We start from the raw sequence: 23,599 nt of genomic DNA, 5'->3' as shown, positions 1-23,599 counted from the left end.
TGTTTCCGGTCGGCGGCTCCCCGGTTACGGCTGCTGGTCACGGGCCTCTCGGACGGCACCGGCAGCTGTGAGGTCGGGTTCATCAACGTTGACGGTCGGGCAACGGGGCGGAAACAGCCGGTCGGCAGGCTGGTCCGCATGACGACGATCCCGACCCGAGGCCCCGCCGCCCCGCTCCGGGTGCTGCACGCCCGCCGCCGCCCGGCCCTGGTGCTGGTCGCCCACGGCTCCCGCGACCCGCAGACCCTGGCCGAGGTGCACCACCTGCTCGCGCTGCTGGCCGCCGCCCGGCCCGAACTCGACGTCCGGCTCGCCCACCTGGGCCTGAACACCCCGCTGCTGCTCGAGGTGCTGGACGGCCTGAGCGGCCCGGCCGTGCTGGTCCCGCTGCTGCTCAGCCGGGGCTACCACGTCAAGGTCGACCTGCCCGCCCTGCTGGCCGCCGCCCCCCAGGTCACCGGCACCGTCGCGCCCCCGCTGGGGCCCGACCCGCTGCTCACCGAGCTGCTGCACACCCGCCTGCTCGAAGCCGGCTGGGGCCCGGACGGCGACGCCGTCGTGCTCGCCGCCGCGGGCTCCCGCGACCCCGAGGCCGCCGTGGACACCGAGACCCAGGCCGCCCTGCTGGCCGCCCGCCTCGGCGTCCCGGTCCGCCCCGGCTCGGTCACCGGCGGCCCCTCGGTGGCCGAGACGGTGGCCCGCCTCACCGCCGAGGGGCACCGCCGGATCGCCGTCGCCTCCTACTTCACCGCCCCGGGCGACTTCGCCCGCCTGGCCGCCTCGGCCGGCGACTGGATCACGGCCGCCCCGCTCGGCGCCCACCCGCTGATGGTCGACCTGGTCCTCGCGCGCTATGCGACGACGACCAGGAGGACCCGCGAAGCCGCCCCCGGGAGCGTCGCCACGGTGTGAATGGTCGGGCACTGTTCGCTGACCTGCACCCCCAACCTCCTCGGCAATGTCACCACTCCGGCGTACGGTGCTCGTATATGAACGACACCACGTACGACCCCGCCGCCGAAGCCCGCTGGGTGCCCGAGCCCGACAAGCGGCCCGGCCGGACGGCGTTCCAGCGTGACCGCGCCCGCGTGCTGCACTCCGCCGCGCTCCGCCGACTGGCCGGCACCACCCAGGTGGTCGCCCCGATGCGCAGTGACTTCCCCCGCACCCGCCTCACCCACTCGCTCGAATGCGCCCAGGTGGGCCGGGAGTTGGGCGCCGCGCTGGGCTGCGACCCGGACCTGGTGGAGACCGGCTGCCTGGCCCACGACATCGGCCACCCGCCGTTCGGCCACACCGGCGAGGAGGCGCTCGACCAGGCCGCCGAGTCCTGCGGCGGCTTCGAGGGGAACGCCCAGTCGCTCCGCATCCTGACCCGGCTGGAGCCCAAGCGCTTCGCCCCGTTCGACGAGGAGCCGGCCCGGCTCGCCCCGTGGCCCGGCCGCAGCGTCGGGCTGAACCTGACCCGGGCCGCCCTCGACGCCGCCACCAAGTACCCGTGGCCGCGCGGCGCGCACCCGACCGACCCGGCCTCGACCAAGTACGGCGTCTACGGCGACGACCTGCCGGTCTTCCGCTGGCTGCGCACCGGTGCGCCCGCCGACCGGAAGTGCTTCGAGGCCACCGTGATGGACTGGTCCGACGATGTGGCGTACTCCACCCACGACGTCGAGGACGGCATCCAGGCCGGCCACATCGAGCTGGCCGCGCTGCGCTCCGCCGAGGAGCGGGCCGAGCTGTTCAAGATCGCCGACCGGTACGCCGAGGCCGGTCCGGAGGAGTTCGGCGCGGCGCTCGACCGGCTCCAGGCCGAGGAGTGGTGGCCGCGCGAGTACGACGGCTCGGCCCGGGCCCGGGCCGGGCTGAAGGACCTGACCAGCAAGCTGATCGGCCGGTTCTGCCTGGCCGCCGAGCAGGCCACCCGGGCCCGCTACGGCCCGGGCCCGCTGACCAGGTACGCGGCCGAGCTGGTCGTTCCGGCCGGGGTGCGGATCGAGTGCGCGGTGCTCAAGGCCGTCGCGGTCCGGTACGTGATGCAGCGGGACGAGCAGGCCCAGCTCCGATCCCGCCAGCGGATCGTGATCGCCGAGCTGGCCGAGACGCTGACCCGGACCGCTCCGTACGGGCTCGACCCGGTGTTCGCCGCGCTGTACGAGGAGGCCGAGGACGACCGGGGCGCGCTGCGCGCGGTGATCGACCAGATCGCCACCCTCACCGACGCCTCCGCGCTCGCCCTGCACGGCCGCTTGGTCACCCCGGGGCCGTAGACTTCCGGGATGGCCGGGCGGATCAGGGATGAAGATGTACAGGCGGTGCGGAACGCGCTGCCGATCGATGCTGTCGTCAACGACTACGTCCAGCTGACCAACGGCGGCGGGGTCCAGCTCAAGGGCGTCTGCCCGTTCCACGACGAGAAGTCCGCCTCCTTCTACGTGCACCCGAGCAAGGGCGTCTTCCACTGCTTCGGCTGCGGCGAGAGCGGCGACTCGATCACGTTCCTGATGAAGATCGAGCACTTCTCGTTCGCCGAGGCGGTCGAGCGGATGGCCTCGCAGGCGGGCATCACGCTCCGGTACGAGGAGGGCGGCTACTCGCCCCGGCACCAGAAGGGCGAGCGGACCAGGCTGGTCGAGGCGCACAAGGTCGCCGCCGACTGGTACCAGGAGCAGCTGGAGACCCCAGAGGCCGAGATCGGCCGGACGTTCCTGGCCGAGCGCGGCTTCGACGCCGACGCCGCCAAGCACTTCGGGGTCGGCTACGCCCCGGTGGGCTGGGAGCACCTGGTCCGCTACCTGCGCGGCAAGGGCTTCTCGGACAAGGAGATCCTGCTCGGCGGCCTGGCCTCGCAGGGCCAGCGCGGCGGCCTGATCGACCGCTTCCGGGGCCGGCTGGTCTGGCCGATCCGGGACACCACCGGCGAGGTGATCGGCTTCGGCGCCCGCCGGCTGCGCGAGGACGACAACGGGCCGAAGTACCTGAACACCCCCGAGACGCCGATCTACAAGAAGTCCAACGTGCTGTACGGCCTCGACCTGGCGAAGAAGGAGATCGCCAAGTCCGGCCGGGCCGTGGTGGTCGAGGGCTACACCGATGTGATGGCCTGTCACCTCGCGGGCGTCACCAGCGCGGTGGCCACCTGCGGCACCTCGTTCGGCGAGGACCACATCAAGATCATCCGACGGCTGCTGATGGACACCTCGCAGTACCGGGGCGAGACGGTCTTCACCTTCGACGGCGACGCCGCCGGTCAGAAGGCCGCCCTGCGCGCCTTCGAGGACGACCAGAAGTTCGCCGCCCGCACCTCGATCGCGATCACCCCGGGCGGAATGGACCCGTGCGAGCTGCGGCTGGCCAAGGGTGACGACGCGGTCCGCGAGCTGATCGCGAACCCGGTCCCGCTGTTCGAGTTCGCGCTCCGCTCGGCGGTCGAGCGGCACCGGGTGGACACCGCCGAGGGCCGGGCGGCGGCGCTGGAGGAGGCGTCGAAGATCATCACCAAGATCAAGGACCGCTCGATCCAGCACGAGTACGCCGTCCAGCTGGCCGGTCTGCTCGGCATCCTGGACGAGCAGTTCGTGGTCCGCCGGATCTCCCAACTCGCCCGCTGGCAGCGGGACAACCCGCCGCAGCAGCGCCAGCAGCTGCGCCGCCCCGGCCCGCCCGAGCCGACCGCGACGGTGCGCCCGCTGTTCCGGCTCGACCCCAAGGACCCGGCCCAGTTCGTCGAGCGCGAGCTGCTCAAGCTCGCGCTCCAGCACCCCGACCTGGTCAGCCCCGCCTTCGACAACTACGGCGACGAGGAGTTCCCCACCCCGCCGTACACCGCCGTCCGCCGGGCGATCCGACAGACCGGCGGCGCCGCGTACGGGGCCACCCTGCCGGACTTCACCTCGACCGTCCGCGAGGCCTGCCCCGACGACCAGGTCCGTTCCCTGGTCACCGAGTTGACCGTGGAGCCGATCCGCACCCGGCGGGCCCCCGACGTGGTCTACGCGGGCGAGTTCCTGGTCAAGCTCCGGCTCCAGGCCGTCGACCGCCGGATCGCCGAGGTCCGGGGCCAGCTCCAGCGCCTCGGCAACCGCGGCACCCCGGAGGAGCTCGCCGCCGTCCAGGGCGAGCTCTGGGCCCTGCAGCAGTACGCCCAGGGCCTCCGTACCCACGGCTCCGCCGGGCTCTGAGGCCCGGCTTCCCCCTGGTGGGAGCCGTCAGACCGCTGCGCTGCGCAGCCGCAGCGCCCCCGCCACCGGCAGGCACAGCCCGAGCGCCAGCGCGGCGAGCAGCCCGACCGGCGTCAGCCCGTGGGTGGCGAGCGAGAGCGCCCCGGCGAAGGCGGGGACGGCCAGGATCGGCGCGAGCAGCAGCAGGGTGGCCCGGCGCTTCTCCTGCCGGGCCCACCGGGCCGACCGCCACACCCGGACCAGCGCCACCGCCGCGACGATCAGCGCCAGCGCACCCCCGACCGCCGGGACCAGCGCCAGCGGCCAGGACAGCACCAGCAGCGCGAGCGTCACCGCCGTCCGGTACGGGCGCTCCGGCGCGGGCCGGGAGAGCCCCTCCTCGGCCAGCGCGGCGTCCGCGACCGCCTCGGGCTGCCCGAGCTGCGCCAGGGCCTGACGCACCGTCCCCTCGTCCGCCGCCGGGCCGGCCGGTGCCAGGGCCAGCTCGATGTGCTCGCGCAGGTCGGCGAGCAGGTCGCGCCGGGCGGGCTCGGACAGGGCGGCGGTGAGCCGGGCGACGGTGTCGAGGTAGGTGTGGACCAGGGGGTGGTCGTCGCGGTGGTTCACGGCTGCCCTCCAGGGCTGAGGAAGTGGTCGACGGCGGTGCGGAAACCGGGCCACAGCCCGGTGAACTCGTCCAGTGCGAGCCGGCCGGCCTCGGTGAGGACGTAGTACCTGCGGGAGGGTCCGCTGGCCGATTCCTGCAGGTACGTGTCGGCGAGGCCGGTCCGGCGGAGCCGGGACAGCAGCGGGTAGATGGTGCCCTGGCTGGTCGCCATCACCTGGACGGCGGCCAACTCCTGCAGCAGCTCCACCCCGTAGCGCGGGCCGTCCCGGAGCAGCGCGAGCACGCAGTACTCCAGGACGCCCCGGCGCAGCTGGCTCGCGACCGGCCCGTCCACAGCTTCCGAGCTTGCTTCGCCAGGTACCATGCACCACAAGATACCTGGTGCGGCACGCATGTCAACGCACGCCCGCCCGGCGAGTGCCCGCCCGCCCCGGAGGGTGCCGAATGGGCGGGGGTGGGTATCCCCTCTCTTGTGGCGCGGTTCCCCCACGAGCCGCGCGTCGGCCGAGAGAGGGATGCCCGTGGAACCTTCCGCAGTGCAACCGGCCGCCGTGGAGGAGGAGTTCACCGACGGACCCGCGATCGCACGAGTTCCTGCGCAGTCCGGCCCACCCGCCCAGTCCGGCCCACCTGCCCGGTCCGGCCCGTCCGCCCGGGAGGACGGTCCGGCGCCGTCCCTGGACGAGGCGGCCGGGCCGGCCGCCGACCTGCTCCGGCAGTACCTGCGCGAGATCGGCCGGATCAGACTGCTCACCGCGGTCGAGGAGGTGGAGCTGGCCCGGCAGATCGAGGCGGGCCTGTTCGCCGAGCAGGCGCTCGCCCGGGAGGGCCAGGACGAGCTGCTGCAGCGGGAGTTGGAGCACCTGGTGCTGCTCGGCCGCCGGGCCAAGCGCCGACTGATCGAGGCCAACCTCCGGCTGGTGGTCTCGGTCGCCAAACGCTACGTCGGGCGCGGGCTGACCCTGCTCGACCTGGTCCAGGAGGGCAATGTCGGGCTGATCCGCGCGGTGGAGAAGTTCGACTACGCGCGCGGCTACAAGTTCTCCACCTACGCGACCTGGTGGATCCGGCAGGCGATGAGCCGGGCCCTGGCGGACCAGGCCAGGACGATCCGGGTGCCGGTGCACGTGGTCGAGCTGATCAACCGGGTGATCCGGGTGCAGCGGACGCTGCTCCAGGAGCGCGGCGCCGAACCGAGCCCGGCCGAGGTCGGGGCGGTGCTGGAGCTGTCGGAGACCAGGGTGCTGGAGGTGCTCCGGCTGGCCCAGGAGCCGGTCTCGCTGCACACCCCGGTCGGCGAGGAGGACGAGGTGGCGCTCGGCGACCTGATCGAGGACGCCGACGCCGCCTCACCGGTGGAGACCGCCGCCTTCCTGCTGCTCCGCGAACACCTGGACGCGGTACTGGCCACCCTCGGCGAACGCGAGCGCCAAGTCGTCCAGCTCCGTTACGGCTTGGACGACGGACACCCGCGCACGCTGGAGGAGATCGGCCACCTGTTCGGCGTCACCCGGGAGCGGATCCGGCAGATCGAGGCCAAGACCCTGAGCCGGCTGCGCGCGCACTCCTTCACCGACCAGCTCCGGGCCTACCTGGACTGATCCTCCGTCAGTTCGGGATGCACCTGGTCGCGGACCGTCCCGTACTGCTGGCGCACCGAGTTGCCCACCGCCAGGTCGTGGTCCTTCTCGGCCACCAGGGTGACCGCCTCCGGCAGCTCCCAGTGCGGCGGTTCGGGCGTCCCGGCCAGTGCCCAGGCGGCCTGGCGGGCGGCGCCGCGGGCGGCGTGGTCCCCGGCGGGCGGTATCACCACGGGCAGGCCGAAGATCAGCGGGGCGGCGTCCCGGACGGCGGGCAGCCGCCCGACCGCGCCGAGCAGGAAGATCCGACGCACCGTCACCCCGTTGTCGCGCAGCACGTCCAGCGCGTCCGCGACGTTGCAGAGCATGCCCTCCACGGCGGCCCTGGCCAGGTGCTGCGGCGTCATCGACTCGGCCCGGAGGCCGGTCAGCGTGCCGGCGGCCTGCGGGAGCTTGGGGGTGCGCTCGCCGTCCAGGTAGGGCAGCAGCACCAGCCCGTACGCGCCGGGGGAGGACTGCAGGGCCAGGTCGCTCAGCCCGGCCAGGTCGGTGCCGAGCAGGGCGGCCATCGAGCGGAGTACCTGGGCGGCGTTCAGGGTCCCGACCATCGGCAGGTGGCGGCCGGTGGCGTCGGCGAACGAGGAGATCGCGCCGGTGACGTCCACCACGGCCTGGTCGTGCACAGCGAAGATGGTGCCGTTGCCGCCGAGCGAGACCACCGCGTCGCCGGGGCCGAGCCCGAGGCCGAGCGCGGCGGCCATGTTGTCGCCGGTGCCGGCCGAGATCAGCAGGCCCTCGGGCGTGTGTCCGGCGGGCTCGGCCGGGCCGAGCACGTCCGGCACCTGGAGCTGGTGCCCGAGGGCCAGCTCGATCAGGTCCTGTCGGTACTCGCCGGTCACGGGCGACCAGTAGCCGGTGCCGGAGGCGTCGCCCCGGTCGGTGGTGCGGCGCTTGGGGTGGCCGAGCAGCTGCCAGACCAGCCAGTCGTGCGGCAGCAGCACCTCGGCGATCCGCTTGGCCGAGGCGGGCTCGAACTCCGCCAGCCAGCGCAGCTTCGCCACCGTGTACGTCGGCGCCGGGACGGAGCCGATCGCCCGCACCCACGGCTCGGGGCCGCCCAGCGCGTCGATCAGCTGCGCGGCGGCCCCGGCCGACCTCGGGTCGTTCCACAGCAGTGCCGGGCGGACCAGCACACCGCCCGCGTCCAGCCCGATCAGCCCGTGCTGCTGGGCGGACACCCCGATCGCCCGGACACCCTCCAGCAGGCCGCCGGTGGCCGCCTCGCCGAGCGAGTGCAGCCACAGCTGGGGGTCGGTCTCGGTGGCCCGGGGGTCGGTGCCCTCGGGGACGGGATGCGGTGCCCGACCGTCCCGCAGCACGGCGCCGGTGTCGGCGTCGCACGCGACGATCCGGGTGCGAGTGGTGGAGCTGTCGATGCCCGCAACGATGGCCATGTCGAGATCATGCCTCAGCCGGGAGCCCGGACGGAGCCGACCGGGCGAAGTGTTGCCCACTCGGTGCCCGGAACGGCGCCCCCGGGGCTTGTCGACGACCGGCCCTACGGACGGTACGTACCCCAGCTGTCGTCCTCGGCGCCCTTGGCGCTGAAGTACGGGACCCGGTCGGTGAGCGCGTTCGGCAGCCGGTCGCCGACCTTGCCCGCGACCGCGCCGGCCGCCTTCCCGGCCACGGCTCCGGCCTGCTGCCTGGCCTTGCCCGCCACGTCCTGCACCTTCGGATTCTGTGCCACCTGCCGGGCCGCCCCGGCGATCTGCTCGTAGCGCTTGCGGCCGGCCTTGGCGCCCAGGACGTAACCGACCCCGACCCCCACGACGAACGTCAGCTTCCACATGCTCGGTCTCCACCCTTCCTTGCGGACCCTGCCGCGTTGCCCTACCCGTCCGGCCCGGCGGCGAACCGCCCGGCGGTGGGCGGGCCCGAGGCACCCGGGCCCGCCAGGCTCCAGCATCCCCGCCGAGCGCCCCGGTCGCCCGCCGGGCGCGCCGGAGAGGCGGGGCGGACCGCGCCGGGCCGACCGCCTGGCCGGCTGCCGGAGCGCCCCGGGTGAAAGCGATTGGCGGACCACCCCCCTGAGTGCGCTAATGTATGACCCGCAGCGAGCGCCGAAGCCCGGACGACCAGTCCGGACGGCGGCGGAAGCTCGGTCCCCCATAGCTCAATTGGCAGAGCAGCCGACTGTTAATCGGCAGGTTATTGGTTCGAGTCCAATTGGGGGAGCGGGGAAGTGCCTCGGCTCTTCCCGAACTGTGCATTCCCCCATAGCTCAATTGGCAGAGCAGCCGACTGTTAATCGGCAGGTTATTGGTTCGAGTCCAATTGGGGGAGCTTCACCGGTAGTTGAGGTGAGTTGCGTAGAGCGAGGGCCCTTCGGATCGCCGAAGGGCCTTCGTGTTTTCCGGACGCTTTCCCGGGCTGCCCGGCCGGCCCGCCCGTGTGCGGGGTTCAGGCGGTGGCGCGGCGGTAGAGCTCACTGACCCGCTGGTCGAAGGTGATGCTGTACGAGGTCCGCTCGGTGTCCCCGCCCTCCTGGTAGCCGCCGATCACCCCGACCACCTCGCCGGCCCCGGTCACCCAGGGGCTGCCGCTGGTGCCGTTGGTGTAGCCGTGGCAGTCGAACCGCTCCTGGGTGGTGCTCTGCCGGGAGGTCAGGTTGCTGCAGGTGATCGGCTCCTCGGCCTCATTCGGGTACCCGGTCACCGACACCGGCAGCCCGAACCCCAGGTCCGTACCGAGCCGGAAGCCGCCCAGCACGTCCGCGATCTCCCGGCCGCCGACCGGCGCCACGGTGAGGAACGCCACATCGTGCTCGGGGTCCTCCCGTTCGCTCCAGCCCTGGTCGACCAGCACCTGCTGGACCGGCCAACTCCCGTACGGGAGCTTCCCGTTGCGGTAGCCGGGGGCGAACACGAGATCGTCCAGCCGCCCGAACGACGCGCTCTGCACGCAGTGTGCCGCGGTCACCAGCAGGTTCCGCCGGGGGCTGTCCACCACGCTCGCGGTACAGGCCCGGGGGCCGCCCTCGCGGCCGACGAAGAGCGTCCCGATCCGGTCGCCGACCGGGCTCGCCGGGGCGGTCCTGGCGGAGGGCGTACCGTCTGCCGGCCCGGTGTCCGCAGGTCCGGCACCCGACTGCCCGCACCCGGCCGCGCCGAGGGCGAGGCCCAGAGCCAGGGCCCGGGCCAGGACGAGGCCCTGCCACCGTACGCGTGCCATGCGGTCCGTCCTCAGCTGCCGGGAGTGCCTGGCAGCAAGATCTACCAGTCGGGGCCGCCGCAGCGCCAGCCCCGCCCTGCCGGTCCTGCGGCCCTGCTGTCCTCAGCCGGTCGCGCGGTCGTACAGCGACTGCACCTGGTCGCCGAAGTAGCTGCTGTAGGAGGTGTCGGGGGTGTCCCCGCCCTCCTGGTAGCCGCCGATCACCCCGACCACCGTGCCGGTCTTGGTGTCCGGGTCGAAGTCGGTGACCCAGGGGCTGCCGCTGGTGCCGCCGGTGTAGTCCGGGCAGTCGATCCGGAGCTGGGTCGGGCTCTGCTCGGTGGTCCGGTTGCCGCAGGTGATCGGCACCTCGCCGCTGCTCGGATAGCCCGTCACCTTCACCGGCAGCTGGTAGCCCTTGTTGACGCCCAGCCGGTTGGCGCCGAGCACCTGCTGGACCTGCTGCCCGTTCTGCGGCTTCACGACCGCGAAGGCCACGTCCATGTCCTGGTTGCCGCTGTCCCGCCAGCTCTGGTCGACCGTGATCGAGGCCAGCGGCCACACCCCGCTGGGCGTCTCCCCGTCCCGGTAGCCGGGCACGAAGACCAGGTCGCTGCGCTGGCCGGCCACCGGGTCGTAGACGCAGTGCGCCGCCGTCACGATCAGGTTCTGCCCGGCGCTGTCGACCACGCTGGCGGTGCAGAAGTGGTCGCCGTCGGAGTTGTGCGTGAAAACCGCGCCGACCAGGGCGTTCAGCGGCGTCGGCTTGGCGGTGCGGGTGGTGCCCGCGTGCTTGGCGACGGCGGCCTTGATCCGGTCCTTGCTCCACCCGTGCGCGGACGCCGCCGCGCTGGCGCTGGCGCCGGCACTGGCACTGGTGGCTGCGGTGCTGGGGGTACTGCTCGGAGTGCTCCCGGCCCCGACCCCGGCTCCCGCGCTCGACCCGCACCCCGCCGCCAGCCCGAGTATCACCACGCCTGCCGCCCACCTGCTGCGCACCGCCACCACCGCCCCTTGCGACCGGAACACCGGTCTCCAGTCTTCGACGGCGCCCAGCTCAGGGCCACACCGGCTCACCCGGACGGGGAGCGCACGGCCTGCCTACCCGGATGCGCCCCCGGCGAGCACCATGACGGACCGACCGGCTATGCTGCGGATGACGGCCTGATGGGCCGTCTGCTGCTGCTCAGGCCCCTCGGCTGGAGGCACGGCGAACCGGGGCGGTAGCTCAGCCGGTTAGAGCAGGGGACTCATAATCCCTTGGTCGTGGGTTCGAGTCCCACCCGCCCCACCTTCGGCCAATCTGGCAGATCATCAGATTAACCGGCCCTGACCTGCGGAAATATCTCCAGTTCTCAGAGGAACTGTAGAGGAGAACCCACCGGAAGCGCGGGCTGCCGCGCTGGATTTCACTCGGATGGGAACGCCATGGTGACGAGGAGCCGTCCTGAGCTGGTGCTCTGGATGCTGGGGACCGAACGAACCAGGTGACTCCATACGCTTGGAGGGCCCGCCAGATGCCAGCGAGCCCTCCAAGGTGAAAAGACGGCCAATCAGGAGCTGTACATCGCTGCGACCTGCGTGGCGTTGAGTGCGGCCGGGAGAATCCGGACGTCGCTGATGCTGCCGTTGACGAAGCTGTCGGGCGGGTACTGGCTGGTGCTGGCGGCTCCGATGGTGACGGGGCCGGTGGCGTTCCAGGGCGTCGGATTGTTCGCTGTGCCGACCAGAGTGCCGTTGACGTACAGGGACATGGTGTGGGAGGTCGCGTCGTAGGTGCCGACCAGGTGGGTCCAGGTGTTCAGCGCCGGCGCGGTGGGCGAGGAGGCGGCGTAGTAGGTGCCTGTGTCGAGGTAGTCCCGGTCCGGGGCGACGAATGCCCAACTGCCGTAGGCATACGAGTACTGGAGATAGAAGGCGCCGCGCTGGCCCCCGTTCTGAGTGACGAAGGTCTGGTACCAGTTGGTGTTGTTCAGCTTGACCCATGCCGCCACGGTGTAGCTGCCGCGGGTGTCCACGGCGGCGGCGTTGGTACGGAACTGGTCATCGGCGCCGTCGAACACGGCTGCCGCGTTGACGGTGCCCCGGTGGTCGGTGCCCCAACTGGCGCCGCCGAGACGGGTCGCCGGATTTGTTGCTGCCGTGTCACCACCACCGGCTGAGCTGCTCAGCGGCCACTGGTCGGAGCCGGCGAATGAGGTGGCGGACCACCACTTCGGGGTGCCGTCGGCGGCGTAGAGCACCAGGTTGCCGTCTGCCTGCATCAGCAGTGCAGCCCCTGGGTTGCCTGCTGTGACGGTGGCCCACAGTGCGTTGGTGCGAGTTTTGGCGTCTGCAGCGGTTGGGTAGCAGACCAGGTTGCCGTCAGCCTGAAAGGTCATCACCGCGTTCGGGTAACTGGTGTTGCCGACCTGGTAGAGCGGGGTGCCGGCCACCGAGACGGTCATCCTGCCCCGGTCGAAGGACAGCGTGTTGGTGCCGTGGGTCCATACCGATCCGCTCGGGTAGAGCGTGCCGTCGGGGGCGAACAGGGTGGTGTTCGGGTCGGTCCCGAGTCCTGCGACGGCGAGTGGGCTGAGCGCAGAGTCCCAGGTGCGAATTCGGGCGACCGCACCCTTGTACGGGCTGGACCGCCCGTTGTTGTAGATGTAGTTGCCCACAGTGAGCGGCTGGCGGAACTGGCTCGAGTCAACCGCGCCGTGCTGGTATCGGCCTACCTCCACCCCGTTGACGTAGATCGTCATCAGGCCGCTGGCCGCGTTGTAGGTGCCGACGATATTGGTCCAGGCGCCGAGCTTGACGCTGCCGCCGCTGGCACAGTCGTACGACCAGGCGATGGTGTCACCGGTGGCCAGGCAGAAGTACCACTGACCCGTGGCACCGTCCGGATACAGGAGGAACCCGGAGGAATGGTTGCCGTCCTGAGAGAGCGTGACGCCCCAGTCGGCAGGCTTGGTCCATACCGAGACGCTGAACTGTCCGCTGAGGTTGACGGCTGGACCGGCGGTCTGGAGCGCACCGGCAGTGGCGGGGCCTGAGCCCTCATTCAGCGCCGCATTCGGAGTGAACGGACCGCTGTTGCCCCATCGGACGCCGGTGGTACCGGTCATGGCGGAGCCTGCGACGGTGTCAGCGGTGGAGGCCAGCGGACTGCCAGTAGCGTTGGCGCCGATGTCCTGGAAGTCCCAGGAGCGGCTGGGGGTGTTGACCGAGGTCACCTGGCCGGCGGCTGCCGGAGTGTCGGCGAGGGCGGCTGGCTGGTAGGCCGTGGTCTGGCCGGTGGCGCGGTCGGTGACCCACAGGCCGGGGATGCCGGTGCCGTTGATGTCGGCGGCGCGTAGCTGCAGGGTGCGGCCGGTGTTCCAACCGGAACCGGCGAGGGTGTACTTGCCGGCGGTGGTGAGGGTGGTGCCGTCGGTGGAGAGCTTGAGGCCAGTCCACAGTTTCAGGGCGCCGGTGCTCGGCTTCCACAGGAACATCGCCGTGCCATTGGCCAGTTGGGTGGTAACCGGTGTCCACTCGTTCCAGTTCTGGCTGCCGTCAGGGGTGTTGAGGCCGGTGAGCACCGTGCAGGTGCCACCGGAGATGCAGATGCCGCCCCAGTCCGGGTCGGTGTTGGTGTAGCCGTTGGGGGTGGTGGACCAGTGCAGGGCCAGCTGGCTACCGGAGATGGCGAGCAAGTCGGGATGACCGGTGGACTTGTTGCTGGTGTTACCGGCGTTGGCCACCCGTGCCGCCGGGCTTCGGTCGGCGGCGATCAGGGAGGACTTGGGGATCCGCAGCGGTGCGTTGGTGTTGCCGAGTGTGGTGCGCAGGGGGTTGGTGCTGCCGTCGTTGCAGGTGATCGAACCACCGCCGGTGTTGGCGTTTGCCGGGTCGGGGAAGTAGGCCAGGACGTCCTGTGCACCGTTGCCGCAGAAGTTGCCGGTGATGGTCTGCGCACCGTTCCAGTCGGCAGAGGTGCCAGCGGTGTTGAACGCCAGACCGTTCAGGCCGATGTTGGTGGCGCTTGCCGCTACCCCTCCGCCGGGCTGGCCCGGCGAGAGCCACAGGCCGGACGGCAAGGTGCCCGATCCGCCGGGGACTACCAGGTCGGGAGTGCCGTCATTGGTGAGGTCACCGTCCTTGGCAGGTGGGTTGATCGCCGATCCGTTGAACCACACAGTCTCCGGATCACCGAGGTTGCTGCCAGCCGAAAGCGCTGTCACTGTGAGGGTGTTGACGAGATGCTCGAGCCGGACGTTGATGACTGTGCTGCCGGTGGTGGAGATGGTGATCGCCGGGTTCTGGTTCAGCTGGTACAGATAGCCGGAGAGCGCGGACGATCCGGTCGGCGGTGCCAGCTTGAACGAGCACACCGTGCCGACCTGTGGCAGCGGGCCGCTCTGACCAACCGTTGGACAGCTCGAACTTCCGTTCGGAGGACTGGCGTTGACGGTCACCTGTGGCTTGCCCGGGCGGGTCGGATCCCAGGTGAAGCTGCACTGCGCCGACCAGGTGGAGTTCAGCGTGCCGTCGGAGGTGATCGCCTGCCAGGTGAAGGACATCGCCGCCCCACCCGACACCGCCTTGAACAGTGCCTCCGGCACCGGCATCACCGCCGGTTGCCCGGAGGCTCCGGTGTAGGCGTTGGAGTTGATGCCGTTGGCCGGCGTGAGCTGGTTGATGTGGCTCGCGTCGGCGGTCTTGTAGAGGCTGAATGTGGTGGTGAGTGAGCTGCTGGTGGGGGTGGAGACCGGGGCGTAGAGGGTCACCGAGGTGTCGCCGAGGATGGTGTCGGCGCAGTTGGTGGCCGGGGAGGTGTAGAGGCCGGTGGGGGTGTTGGGGGTCTTGTCGTAGGTAATGGTGAGGTTGGCAGTGCTGGCCTGGAACTCCTTGAACGCGTAGTTGTCGGAGTGGTCGTCGGCGCGCAGTGCGATGGTCTGAGTCCACTTGCCGGCGTTGAGGGCGTTGTTGACCGCACCGGTCACGTTGAAGGCGGGGATAGGTTGGGCGGCGCAGCCGCTGTAGCCGTAGGCGAAGCGGGTGGGGCCGGCGGCGATGCCGCCGAGGTTGGTGGACCAGTAGTTCCAGGACGCGTTGGTGCTGTCGAGGGTCGGGGTGGGTGCGTAGAGGTCGACGGACTGGTTGTGCCCGTTCGTCAGGCAGGCCCAGGTGCGGGTTTCGGTGATGCCGAAGTAGGCGCCGAAGATGGTGGCACCGCTGAGTAGGTTGCGGTCGATCGGGAAGTTGAACAGGCTTAGTGCCTCACCGATGCCGCTGTTGCCGATCTGGGTGATCCCGGCGGTCGGGTCGACCGTGTTGTTCCAGTACTTGGTGTTCGGGTACGCGGAGGACGGGCTGGAGTACGCGTTGCTACCCCAGTTCGGGGAGTACGTCGGATCCAGGAACACCGGGTAGACGGTGGCGGCGGCGTCGAGCAGCTCGGTGGGCACGGCGAGATTGATCGCACCGGGCTTGACCGTGGGCTTGAGCTTGGCCTGGTTCGCAGCCCGGCCGGGTGCGGCGGTCGCCGACTTGGGTTGCAGGGCAGAGAGGTTCTCTGCGGCGGCTGGTTTGGCGGCGTCCGCCAGTGGAGTGGAGTCCCAGGCGATCGGGGCAGGGGAGGTGTAGACAGGACGGCCGTGCTGGTCGGTGACGGCGATGTTTCCGTCCGCGTCCGCCTCGGTCTTCAGCCCCGCTGTGGTGACGGCCTTGGTGCTCAGCAGGTCCGCCAGGCGAGGGTCGTGCGCGGCTTGCTTGTTCTTCACGGTGAACACGTCGCTGATCGCACCGCTCTCACGGACCGTCACCGTCAGATCTACACCGGGCAGTACCTCCGGGTACAGGGCGCTATTGCCGCTGATCTGTGGCTTAGGCAGCGCGGCCGGCAGGGTCAGGGTCAGGCCCTGGCCAGCGTTGTGCAGCGCGGCCAGCGGACCAGTGCCGCCGCCGGACAGCACCACACTGCTCGGCGTCACCGCAGGCGACAAAGTGCCGTCCGGGTTCACCCTCAGTGTGGCATCGAGGCCCGTCCACGCCCCGTCACGGAACGTTCGCACCGGCACGGCGGACTGAGTGAGTGTCAGGGTTCCGTTCGGGTTCACCGCGGTCTGCGACGTCTCCGTCGTCAGCGCCGTGGCCACCACCGGCTTCCCAGCGGCCTTCGCCTGCACAGAGGCCTGCTGCTCCGTCAGGACCGTGGCCGAACCAGCGGACACCGCAGCACCATTGGGCACAGACTGAGCCGATGCGAGCGTCGGAGCGCCCGACAGCGCGGTCGCCGTGACCACACCCGCTAGCAACCCGGCCGCACCGCCAATGGGCAAGCCGAAACATCCTCTTATTCGCATTTTCCCTGTTTCGCTCTCGCGGTTCACGCCACCCGAAATTCCGGGTGGCCATGAGGGGTGACTATCACGAAGATCTGACGCTGCGCGACAGCAGCACCTTGTTTTGCCCCCTGTGCCCAGCAACTGTCGCCGTCCGATCCGCGTCGGCTCATCCTGATCTTTCTTGTTCATGGACCATCAGTTGTTCCCGGAGCAAGCGCAGTTGTGGGCGCACTCATCGGCTCTCGCGAAGAGGCCGACTGGAAAAGTTTTGGCAAAACCCATTCTCATTACGTCATCTCCCTGGGCAAACCGCCCACGCCGCTCACCGTTCGGGGCTGGGCAAGATCGCACTCGCACCGTAGGGTCCGGCCTGGCCATTGTCGGCACGCCGCCGACGGGGATGGGCCGACATGCGCGTCCGCAGTCGCGGCGGCAGTTCGGTACGGCTTGGGGGAGAACCGATGCAGAGGCACCGCCTGTCCGGCTCAGTTCGTTCGCTACGCGATCGCGTCACACTGCTGCTGCCGGTCACACTGATCGCCCAACTCGCGGTCGCCGCCTCCGTGCAGGCCGCTCCGCTGTTCAGCCCGCAGCCGCCGCAGGCCGACCTCGGCCGCCCGGTGAAGGTGACCTCCGCGCCGGTCAAACCGGTCCAGCGTCCGACACCGGCCCGCTCTTACAAGGCGACCGCCACCACTTTCCCTGCCGCTGGCAGTGGTCGGACGGCTCTGGGCAACGCCACAAGTCGTCCGTCGGCCGGCAGCCCGGTCTGGGCCGAGGCGGTGCCGGAAGGCCAGGGCGGTGGCTACGACGGCCCGTCCTCGGCCGATGTCGAGGTCCTGGACCGCAATACCGCCCGCTCGGTCGGCATCAGCGGCGTGGTAGCCAAGGTAACTCCCGTCGGCACCGGCCACGGCAAGGCCCGGATCGGCGTTGACTACGGCTCCTTCGCCCAGGCCTACGGCGGCGACTATGCCTCCCGGCTGCGCCTGGTCGCGATGCCCGCATGCGCGCTCACCACTCCGAAGGCGCCGGGCTGCCTCACCCAGACTCCGCTGGAGACCGTCAACGACAGCGCCGCCAAGTCGCTGTCCGCGGTCGTCCCGCTCTCCATCGCCGACTTGCCCACCGCCAAGACCTCCGCGCCCGCCGCGCTCTCCGCCGGGACCGTGCTGATCGCCGCTACGTCCAGCCCCTCGTCCGGTGAGGGTGGCGGTGACGGCGGCAGCTTCGGTGCCACCCAGCTCAGCCCGTCCGGCACCTGGAGCTCCGGCAGTTCCTCCGGCTCCTTCACCTACAGCTACCCGATCTCGCTGCCTCCGGCCGCCTCCGACCTCACTCCGAAGATCCAGTTCGGCTACGACTCCGGCAGCGTGGACGGCAGGACCGCCTCCAGTCAGGCGCAGGCCTCGTGGGTCGGCGAGGGCTGGTCGATGGCGGACTCCTACATCGAGCAGACCTTCGTTTCCTGCGCCAGTTCCCCGGAGGGAATCGCCCAGCCGGCTGGCAAGGCGACTGGCGACATGTGCTACAACGGCCCGTTGCTCACCCTGTCGCTCAACGGCTCCTCCAGCTCGCTGATCTGGGACTCTGCCAAGAGCACCTGGAAGCCGACTGGCGACAGCGGCCAGGTGATCACCCGTGTCACCAACAGCAACAACGGCAGCGGCACCTACAACACCGACTACTGGACGGTGACCGACCGCTCCGGCACGGTGTTTAGCTTCGGCCGCAACCAGCTGCCGGGCTGGTCGTCGGGCAAGGCGGCCACCAAGTCGGTGGACTACGAGCCGGTGTACTCCGCGAACCCGGGCGACCCCTGCTACAACGCGACGTTTGCCAACGCCATGTGCACAATGGCCTACCGCTGGCACCTGGACTACGTCAAGGACCTGCACGGCAACGCGATGTCCTACTGGTACAAGCAGGACGTCAACTACTACGGTCGCAACAACGGTGCCACCATGACGCCCTACATCCGCGACAGCCACCTCGACCACATCGACTACGGCTTCACCGACGGTAACGCCTATGGCACCGTCGCGGACAAGGTCTCCTTCGCCACCGGCGACCGCTGCGTCATCGGCACCTGCCAACCGTTCAACTCCACCAACGCCGCCAACTGGCCGGACGTACCGTTTGATCTCGTCTGCGCACAGGGCGCCACCTGCTCCAGCACCTCGCCGTCATTCTTCTCCACCGTCCGCCTGGCCGGCATCACCACCACGCAGTGGAACGGCACCACCGACGCCCCGGTCGACTCCTGGGCACTGTCGCACTCCATCCCGACCACTGGCACGTACAACACCTCCACGCTGTGGCTGGACTCCATCACCCGCACCGGCAAGGACACCTCGGCGGGCGGCCCAGAAGTGCCGCTGCCGCCGGTGACCTTCACCGGCGCGATGATGGCCAACCGGGTCAACTTCACCACCGGCAACGGATCCGGGCTCGGCCCGATGAACCGCTACCGGATGAACACGATCACCACCGAGACCGGCAGCGTGATCGGCGTCAAGTACAAACTGGTCGACCCCTGCACCCCGACCAGCATCCAGACCCTCAACGCATCGACGAACACGTCGTCCTGCTTTCCCGTCAACTGGACGCCGAAGTTCCTCACCTCGCCGTACACGGACTGGTTTAACAAGTACGTGGTGGAGTCCGTCTCGCAGTCCGACCCCTCCGGTGGCTCGGCCGGCCTGTTCACCGGCTACACCTACAAGAACGGCGGCGCCTGGCACTACGACGACAACGAGGTGGTACAGGCCAAGTACCGCACCTGGGGCCAGTGGCGCGGCTACGGCGACGTGCAGACCCGCACCGGCCAGGGCGCCGACCCGGTCACACTGGCGGAATCCTGGTTCTACCGGGGCATGGACGGCGACTGGCTGTCCCCGACCTCAACGCGTTCGGTCAGCCTGACGGACTCCCAGGGCGGTTCACACCCTGACAGTGACCAGCTCGCCGGCATCGTCCTCGAGTCCGCCGCCTACACCTACGACGGCAACCCCGTCGTCGACCACTCCAGCATCAACTCGTACTGGATCTCCGCCCCGACCGCGACCCGCACCCGCACCGGGCTTCCCCCGCTGACCGCCAATGCCACCGGCAAGGTAGAGACCTGGGCCCGACAGGCCGTCACCTCGACCACCCCGACGACCTGGCGCACCACCGAGACCGACACCAGCTACGACACCACCACTACCTCGCCGACCTTCGGTCTGCCGTTGTACACCTACAACCACGGTGACCTGTCCCTGGCTGGTACCGCCAGCTCGCAGGAGACCTGCTCCCGCGCCACGTACGCCCCGGCCAACACTGCGATCAATCTGACCGGCCTACCCGCCGAGAGCGAGACCGACGCCAGACCCTGCGCCGGTGCCAACCCGGCCGGCGCCTCCGCGCCGACCCCGGCACAGATGAACCAGCTGACTGCGCCGACCGGCCTCAACAGGTCGACCGACGTCACCTCGGCCACGCGTACCTTCTACGACAACGACATGATGGCCACCACCTGGCCCCAGCCCGCCAACCCGACCTGGCCCCAGGCCGTCCCCACCAAGGGCGATTCGTCGGTGATCCAGGTGGCAACCGGGTACAGCGGCGGCGCATTCACCTACCAGACCAAGGGCAGCACGGTCACCGACTCGTTCGGCAAGCCCAGCGCGATCTACGACGCCGCCGGACACCGGAGCGTCAGCAGCTACACCCGGACGCCTTACCTCACCACCACCGGGCTGACGGTCACCAACGTGGTCGGCCAGAGTCAGATCACCACTCTCGATCCGGCTCGCGGCCTCGCGCTGACGTCCACCGACATCAACGGCATCGTCACCACTGCCAAGGCGGACGGCTTGGGCCGCACCATCGCGGTGTGGCGCTACAACCGGCCGACCAGCGGCCCGGCCAACGAGTTGTTCAGCTACGCCTTCCCTGCGACCGGCACCAACGCGCCGGTGGTGGTCACCACCAAGGTGCTGAACGACTCTTCCGGCTACTCGACCGCCAGCACGCTGCTCGACTCTCTGCTGCGGGTCCGGCAGACCCAGAACCAGGCCGTCACCACCGCTGACGGCCGGATCATCAACGACACCTACTACGACTCGCACGGTTGGACCTACAAGACTTTCACCAACTACTGGGACAAGAGCGCCAACCCGGGTAGCGACCTGGTCGCCCCCAGCGGTGGCGAAGCCAATGTCGACCAACTGACCAAGACCGCGTACGACGGCCTTGGTCGGCCCACCGTGGTCACCTCGCTCTCCCAACAGGTGGTCAAGCGCACGGCGTACAGTCAGTACCTCGGCGACCGCACCATCACCGTGCCGCCCACCGGCACGGCCGCCTCCGCGACCGTCACCGACGCGCTCGGCCGCGCCACCGAACTGGACCAGTACGCGACCTCACCCACCGTCAGCACCCAGATTACCGGCGGCTTCACCACCGTGAGCGTGACCGGCGGCACCACCCAGGCCACGAGACACACCTTCGATCGGCTGGGCCGCCCGTACCAGAGCATTGATGCCCTCGGCGCCACCTGGACCAGTGGCTACGACTTTCTCGGACAGCTGATCACCAGCGCCGATCCCGACTCCGGGTCGACGCCCGCCGGCTCGCCAAGTGTCTACGATGCGGTCGGAAATCTGCTGCAGGTCAGCGACTCCACCGGGAACACCTCGTCTTTCGCCTATGACGCGCTGAGTCGGCGGACCGCCCGGTACGACGTCCCGGTCTCCGGCCAGACCACCGCCACCCCGGTCGCCACCTGGGTCTACGACAACAGCAACAACGCCGTCCCCGGTATGACCAACCCCAAGGGCCGGCTCACCACCGTCACCTCCGACACCCCTGTCGGCACCTTCGTCACCCAGGCGCAGGGCTTCAACACGTGGGGCTCCTCGCTCGGTGAAGAGTTCACCGTCCCCGGCACCCACGCACTCGCCGGTAAGTACCTCTACCGGCACTCCTACACCGCCACAGCCGGCTTGCCCAAGGGCACGCTGATCCCTGCTGCCGGCGGCATGGCCACGGAGATCCTCAACACCGGCTATGCCGGCTACCACGGCCTCGACAAGCTGTACTCGCTCGGAAGCAGCACCACCGGCTATACCCAGAGCGTCACCTACACCGCGCTCGGCCAGGTCGCCGCGACCGGTCTCGGGCCGGCCGCCTCCCCGGCTACCGTCAACTACGGCTACGACCCCAACACCGGGGCACTGAGCTATCAGAAGGTCAGCAACACCGCGGTCTCCACCACGCCGTACGACAACACCGCGTACAGCTACGACGCGTCCGGCAATCTCACCGCGCAGAGCAGCGTCCGCAACGGGACCGTCACCGAGACCCAGTGCTTTGGCTACGACACTCTGGCGCGGTTGACCCAGGCCTGGACCAGTTCCGGCCCGGCCACCGCCTGCAACACCGTCCCGACTCCGCAGAACGTCGCCACCACGGTCACCGACGGAGTCGCTGGCAGCGCGTATTGGACCAGCTGGACCTTCGACGCCCTCGGCCAGCCGAAGACCAAGGTGGAGCACGCCCTGAACGGCGTCTCCGCCGACACCACCACCACCCACACCTACGGCGGCAGCGCCGCCGGCTGCCCCACCACCACCGGCCCCCACACCCTGGCCAGCACCGGTACCAGCGGCGGCAGCACCAGCACCGGTACCTACTGCTACAACAGCCTCGGCGCCACCACCTCGCGCCCCACCACGGCCGGCCAGCAGACCCTCACCTGGGACAAGCAGGGCAAGCTCCGGGCCGCCGGTGCCAACGGCAACACCACCACCTACTACTACGACGCCGACGGCAACGTGGCGGAGCGCCTCGACCCCGGCACTATCACCGTCTTCCTGCCCAACCAGCAGATCACCCTCGACACCAACACCACCGCCAAGGGCAACACCCGCAGCTACCCATTGCCCGGCGGTGGCCAGGCCGTGGTCACGAACACGGCAGCCAGCTTCGTCCTCACCGACCTGCACGGCACCGGCGCGGTCAGCCTCGACGCGAACGGCAAGAACCCGGCCTGGAAGCAGTACACCCCGTACGGCGCCCCGCGCGGCGCCGCCCCCGGCACGTCCTGGCTGGACAAGAATGGCTTCCTCGACAAACCACTGAGCACCAAGGCCGAACTCACCACCGTCGGCGCCCGTCAGTACGACACCCGCCTCGGAAGGTTCATCAGCCTCGACCCGATCCTGGAGTCCGACCCGCAGCAGCAGAACGGCTACACCTACGCCGCCAGCAACCCGGCTACCCACAGCGACCCGACCGGCCTACGGCTGGCCTGCGGCGGCAACGGCAGCGACATCCCCTGCCCGACGGGGACGCCGCCCCCTCCGAGCACCCCGGCCGCCAGCTCCGGCACTCCCACCGCGCAGCCGGACCCGGTCGCGACCGAGATCCTCAACAAGATCCCGAAGGAGCGCCTCGAGGTCTTCAAGAAGGACCTCGCGCACTTCATCGCGAACGACCCCAAGCACTGGAATGACCCGAACGGCCACACCTACGGCCCCCTGATGGTGCGCGCCCGGTGGGCCCTTCTCGGCGACGTCACCCTCTCGGAGCTCTGGGACGCCTCAAAGGGCTTCGTGGCCTCGATGGCCGTCTCCCTGATCGGTGCGGCGCTGTGTCCCGAGAGCGGCGGCGCCGGCTGCATGGTGATGGTCGGTGCGCTCGCAGGCGCAGCCGGACAGTGCGCCAATGACTGCACCGACGTCCAGGCTCTGGCTCTCAATGCCGTGGTCGGTGGTGCCTTGGCCTACGGGGGCGGAAAGATCCCGGGCTTCAACACCAGCGGAAAGTTCGCAGGCTGCAGCTTCTCGGGCGACACCCTGGTCCTGATGGCCGACGGCTCGCTCAAGCCGATCTCCGATATTCAGGTGGGTGACCAGGTTGAGGCCGCCGACCCGTCGACCGCCGAGCACGGCGGCGGCCATGAGGTCACCGCTACCTGGCTCAACCACGACAAGGATCTGACCGACGTTCAGGTCCAGCTCGCCGATGGCACCTTCCAAACCGTTCACACCACTGCCAATCACCCGTTCTGGGATGCCACCACCGGCACGTGGACACCGGCTGGCCACCTGCCGGTGGGTCACTCGCTGGCAACCTCCTCCGGCGACCGGGTCCGCATCGCCGCCGTGACCCCGGTGCCGGGCGAGGCGGGCATGCGCAACCTCACCGTCGCAGACCTGCACACCTACTACGTACTGGCGGGCTCCGCCCCGGTGCTGGTCCACAACACCGGCGACTCCTGCTTCACCAAGGTCTCCTTGGGTAAGACCTCGACCGACACGGATGAATGGGCCCTCGCGGACTTCGCCGACATGACCGGTGCCCCCCATTGGAACGACTGGGGGGACCGCAACTGGACCGAGGTAGTGCGGCAGGTGCTCGATCCCAAGAGCACCACCGAGATCCACTTCAACCTCGACGGCATCGGGAGCAAGAACGCTATCGAGTACGCCAAGCCGGCCGAGGGAGCGTCCAGCCCCCCTGTCGGTGTGGAGTTCACCGCCTGGGAGCTCGCCATGATCAAAGCAGCGCCCCCGGAGGTCCAGAACCGCGTTACCTTCTACGAGGACGGTAAGCCGACAAAGAATCCATTCAGTGGCTGAAAACAATCGGACTTCAATATGACAACGAATCAGAAGTTTCCTCGATTTTCAACTCGCATGTGGCTCTGGTCCTACCAGA

12 protein-coding genes and 3 tRNA genes are annotated in these 23,599 nt (G+C 69.9%); 8 read left to right on the top strand and 7 right to left on the bottom strand.

Annotated elements, in window-relative coordinates:
* The first annotated feature begins 138 nt into the window (after window positions 1–138).
* From ABT118_RS14015 to dnaG, 3 genes are all read left to right on the top strand, one after another.
* Window positions 139–912 (top strand): sirohydrochlorin chelatase, encoded by a 774-nt coding sequence (locus tag ABT118_RS14015; protein ID WP_350668172.1) that lies wholly within the window; start codon window positions 139–141, stop codon window positions 910–912.
* Between the two features lie 77 nt (window positions 913–989).
* Window positions 990–2,267, top strand: a complete 1,278-nt coding sequence (locus ABT118_RS14010; RefSeq protein WP_350668167.1) for a deoxyguanosinetriphosphate triphosphohydrolase — start codon at window positions 990–992, stop codon at window positions 2,265–2,267.
* Window positions 2,268–2,276: 9 nt separating this feature from the next.
* Window positions 2,277–4,178 (top strand): DNA primase, encoded by a 1,902-nt coding sequence (gene dnaG, locus ABT118_RS14005; RefSeq protein WP_350668161.1) that lies wholly within the window; start codon window positions 2,277–2,279, stop codon window positions 4,176–4,178.
* A 27-nt stretch (window positions 4,179–4,205) separates the two neighbouring features.
* Here the strand turns inward: dnaG and ABT118_RS14000 are convergent, their stop codons facing one another.
* Both ABT118_RS14000 and ABT118_RS13995 read right to left on the bottom strand, forming a co-directional pair.
* A complete protein-coding gene (locus tag ABT118_RS14000) occupies window positions 4,206–4,784 on the bottom strand; it encodes an HAAS signaling domain-containing protein (RefSeq protein ID WP_350668156.1) in 579 nt (192 codons plus the stop codon).
* A complete protein-coding gene (locus ABT118_RS13995) occupies window positions 4,781–5,149 on the bottom strand; it encodes a PadR family transcriptional regulator (protein WP_350668152.1) in 369 nt (122 codons plus the stop codon). The genes ABT118_RS14000 and ABT118_RS13995 overlap by 4 nt, the downstream gene beginning before the upstream one ends.
* A gap of 151 nt (window positions 5,150–5,300) precedes the next feature.
* Between ABT118_RS13995 and ABT118_RS13990 the strand changes: the two genes are divergently transcribed.
* Complete coding sequence (locus ABT118_RS13990; RefSeq protein ID WP_502884544.1) at window positions 5,301–6,386, top strand: RNA polymerase sigma factor; 1,086 nt, start codon at window positions 5,301–5,303, stop codon at window positions 6,384–6,386.
* Here ABT118_RS13990 and ABT118_RS13985 read toward each other — a convergent pair.
* Window positions 6,374–7,819 (bottom strand): FGGY family carbohydrate kinase, encoded by a 1,446-nt coding sequence (locus ABT118_RS13985; RefSeq protein ID WP_350668145.1) that lies wholly within the window; start codon window positions 7,817–7,819, stop codon window positions 6,374–6,376. The genes ABT118_RS13990 and ABT118_RS13985 overlap by 13 nt on opposite strands.
* A 104-nt stretch (window positions 7,820–7,923) precedes the next feature.
* A complete protein-coding gene (locus ABT118_RS13980) occupies window positions 7,924–8,217 on the bottom strand; it encodes a hypothetical protein (RefSeq protein ID WP_350668141.1) in 294 nt (97 codons plus the stop codon).
* A gap of 313 nt (window positions 8,218–8,530) precedes the next feature.
* Here ABT118_RS13980 and ABT118_RS13975 point away from each other — a divergent pair.
* A tRNA-Asn gene (locus ABT118_RS13975) sits at window positions 8,531–8,603 on the top strand.
* A gap of 35 nt (window positions 8,604–8,638) precedes the next feature.
* Window positions 8,639–8,711: transfer RNA gene (locus tag ABT118_RS13970), tRNA-Asn, on the top strand.
* Window positions 8,712–8,828: 117 nt separating this feature from the next.
* On the opposite strand, the gene ABT118_RS13965 is transcribed toward ABT118_RS13970, so the two are convergent.
* Both ABT118_RS13965 and ABT118_RS13960 read right to left on the bottom strand, forming a co-directional pair.
* Window positions 8,829–9,599: a trypsin-like serine peptidase gene (locus ABT118_RS13965; protein WP_350668140.1), complete on the bottom strand. Its 771-nt coding sequence runs from the start codon at window positions 9,597–9,599 to the stop codon at window positions 8,829–8,831.
* A 102-nt stretch (window positions 9,600–9,701) separates the two neighbouring features.
* Entirely contained in the window at window positions 9,702–10,607 is a 906-nt protein-coding gene (locus tag ABT118_RS13960) for a trypsin-like serine peptidase (RefSeq protein ID WP_350668134.1), read from the bottom strand.
* Between the two features lie 188 nt (window positions 10,608–10,795).
* Between ABT118_RS13960 and ABT118_RS13955 the strand changes: the two genes are divergently transcribed.
* Window positions 10,796–10,869 (top strand) — tRNA-Ile (locus ABT118_RS13955).
* A gap of 262 nt (window positions 10,870–11,131) precedes the next feature.
* On the opposite strand, the gene ABT118_RS13950 is transcribed toward ABT118_RS13955, so the two are convergent.
* Window positions 11,132–15,937: a LamG-like jellyroll fold domain-containing protein gene (locus ABT118_RS13950; protein ID WP_350668128.1), complete on the bottom strand. Its 4,806-nt coding sequence runs from the start codon at window positions 15,935–15,937 to the stop codon at window positions 11,132–11,134.
* 416 nt (window positions 15,938–16,353) lie between these two features.
* Between ABT118_RS13950 and ABT118_RS13945 the strand changes: the two genes are divergently transcribed.
* Window positions 16,354–23,520 (top strand): polymorphic toxin-type HINT domain-containing protein, encoded by a 7,167-nt coding sequence (locus tag ABT118_RS13945; RefSeq protein ID WP_350668122.1) that lies wholly within the window; start codon window positions 16,354–16,356, stop codon window positions 23,518–23,520.
* Window positions 23,521–23,599: the final 79 nt, after the last annotated feature.

Source organism: Kitasatospora sp. NPDC002040 (assembly GCF_040296785.1).
Lineage (GTDB): Bacteria > Actinomycetota > Actinomycetes > Streptomycetales > Streptomycetaceae > Kitasatospora.
The sequence above is the reverse complement of the archived record's forward strand: the minus strand, read 5'-3'. Positions and strand labels throughout refer to the sequence as shown.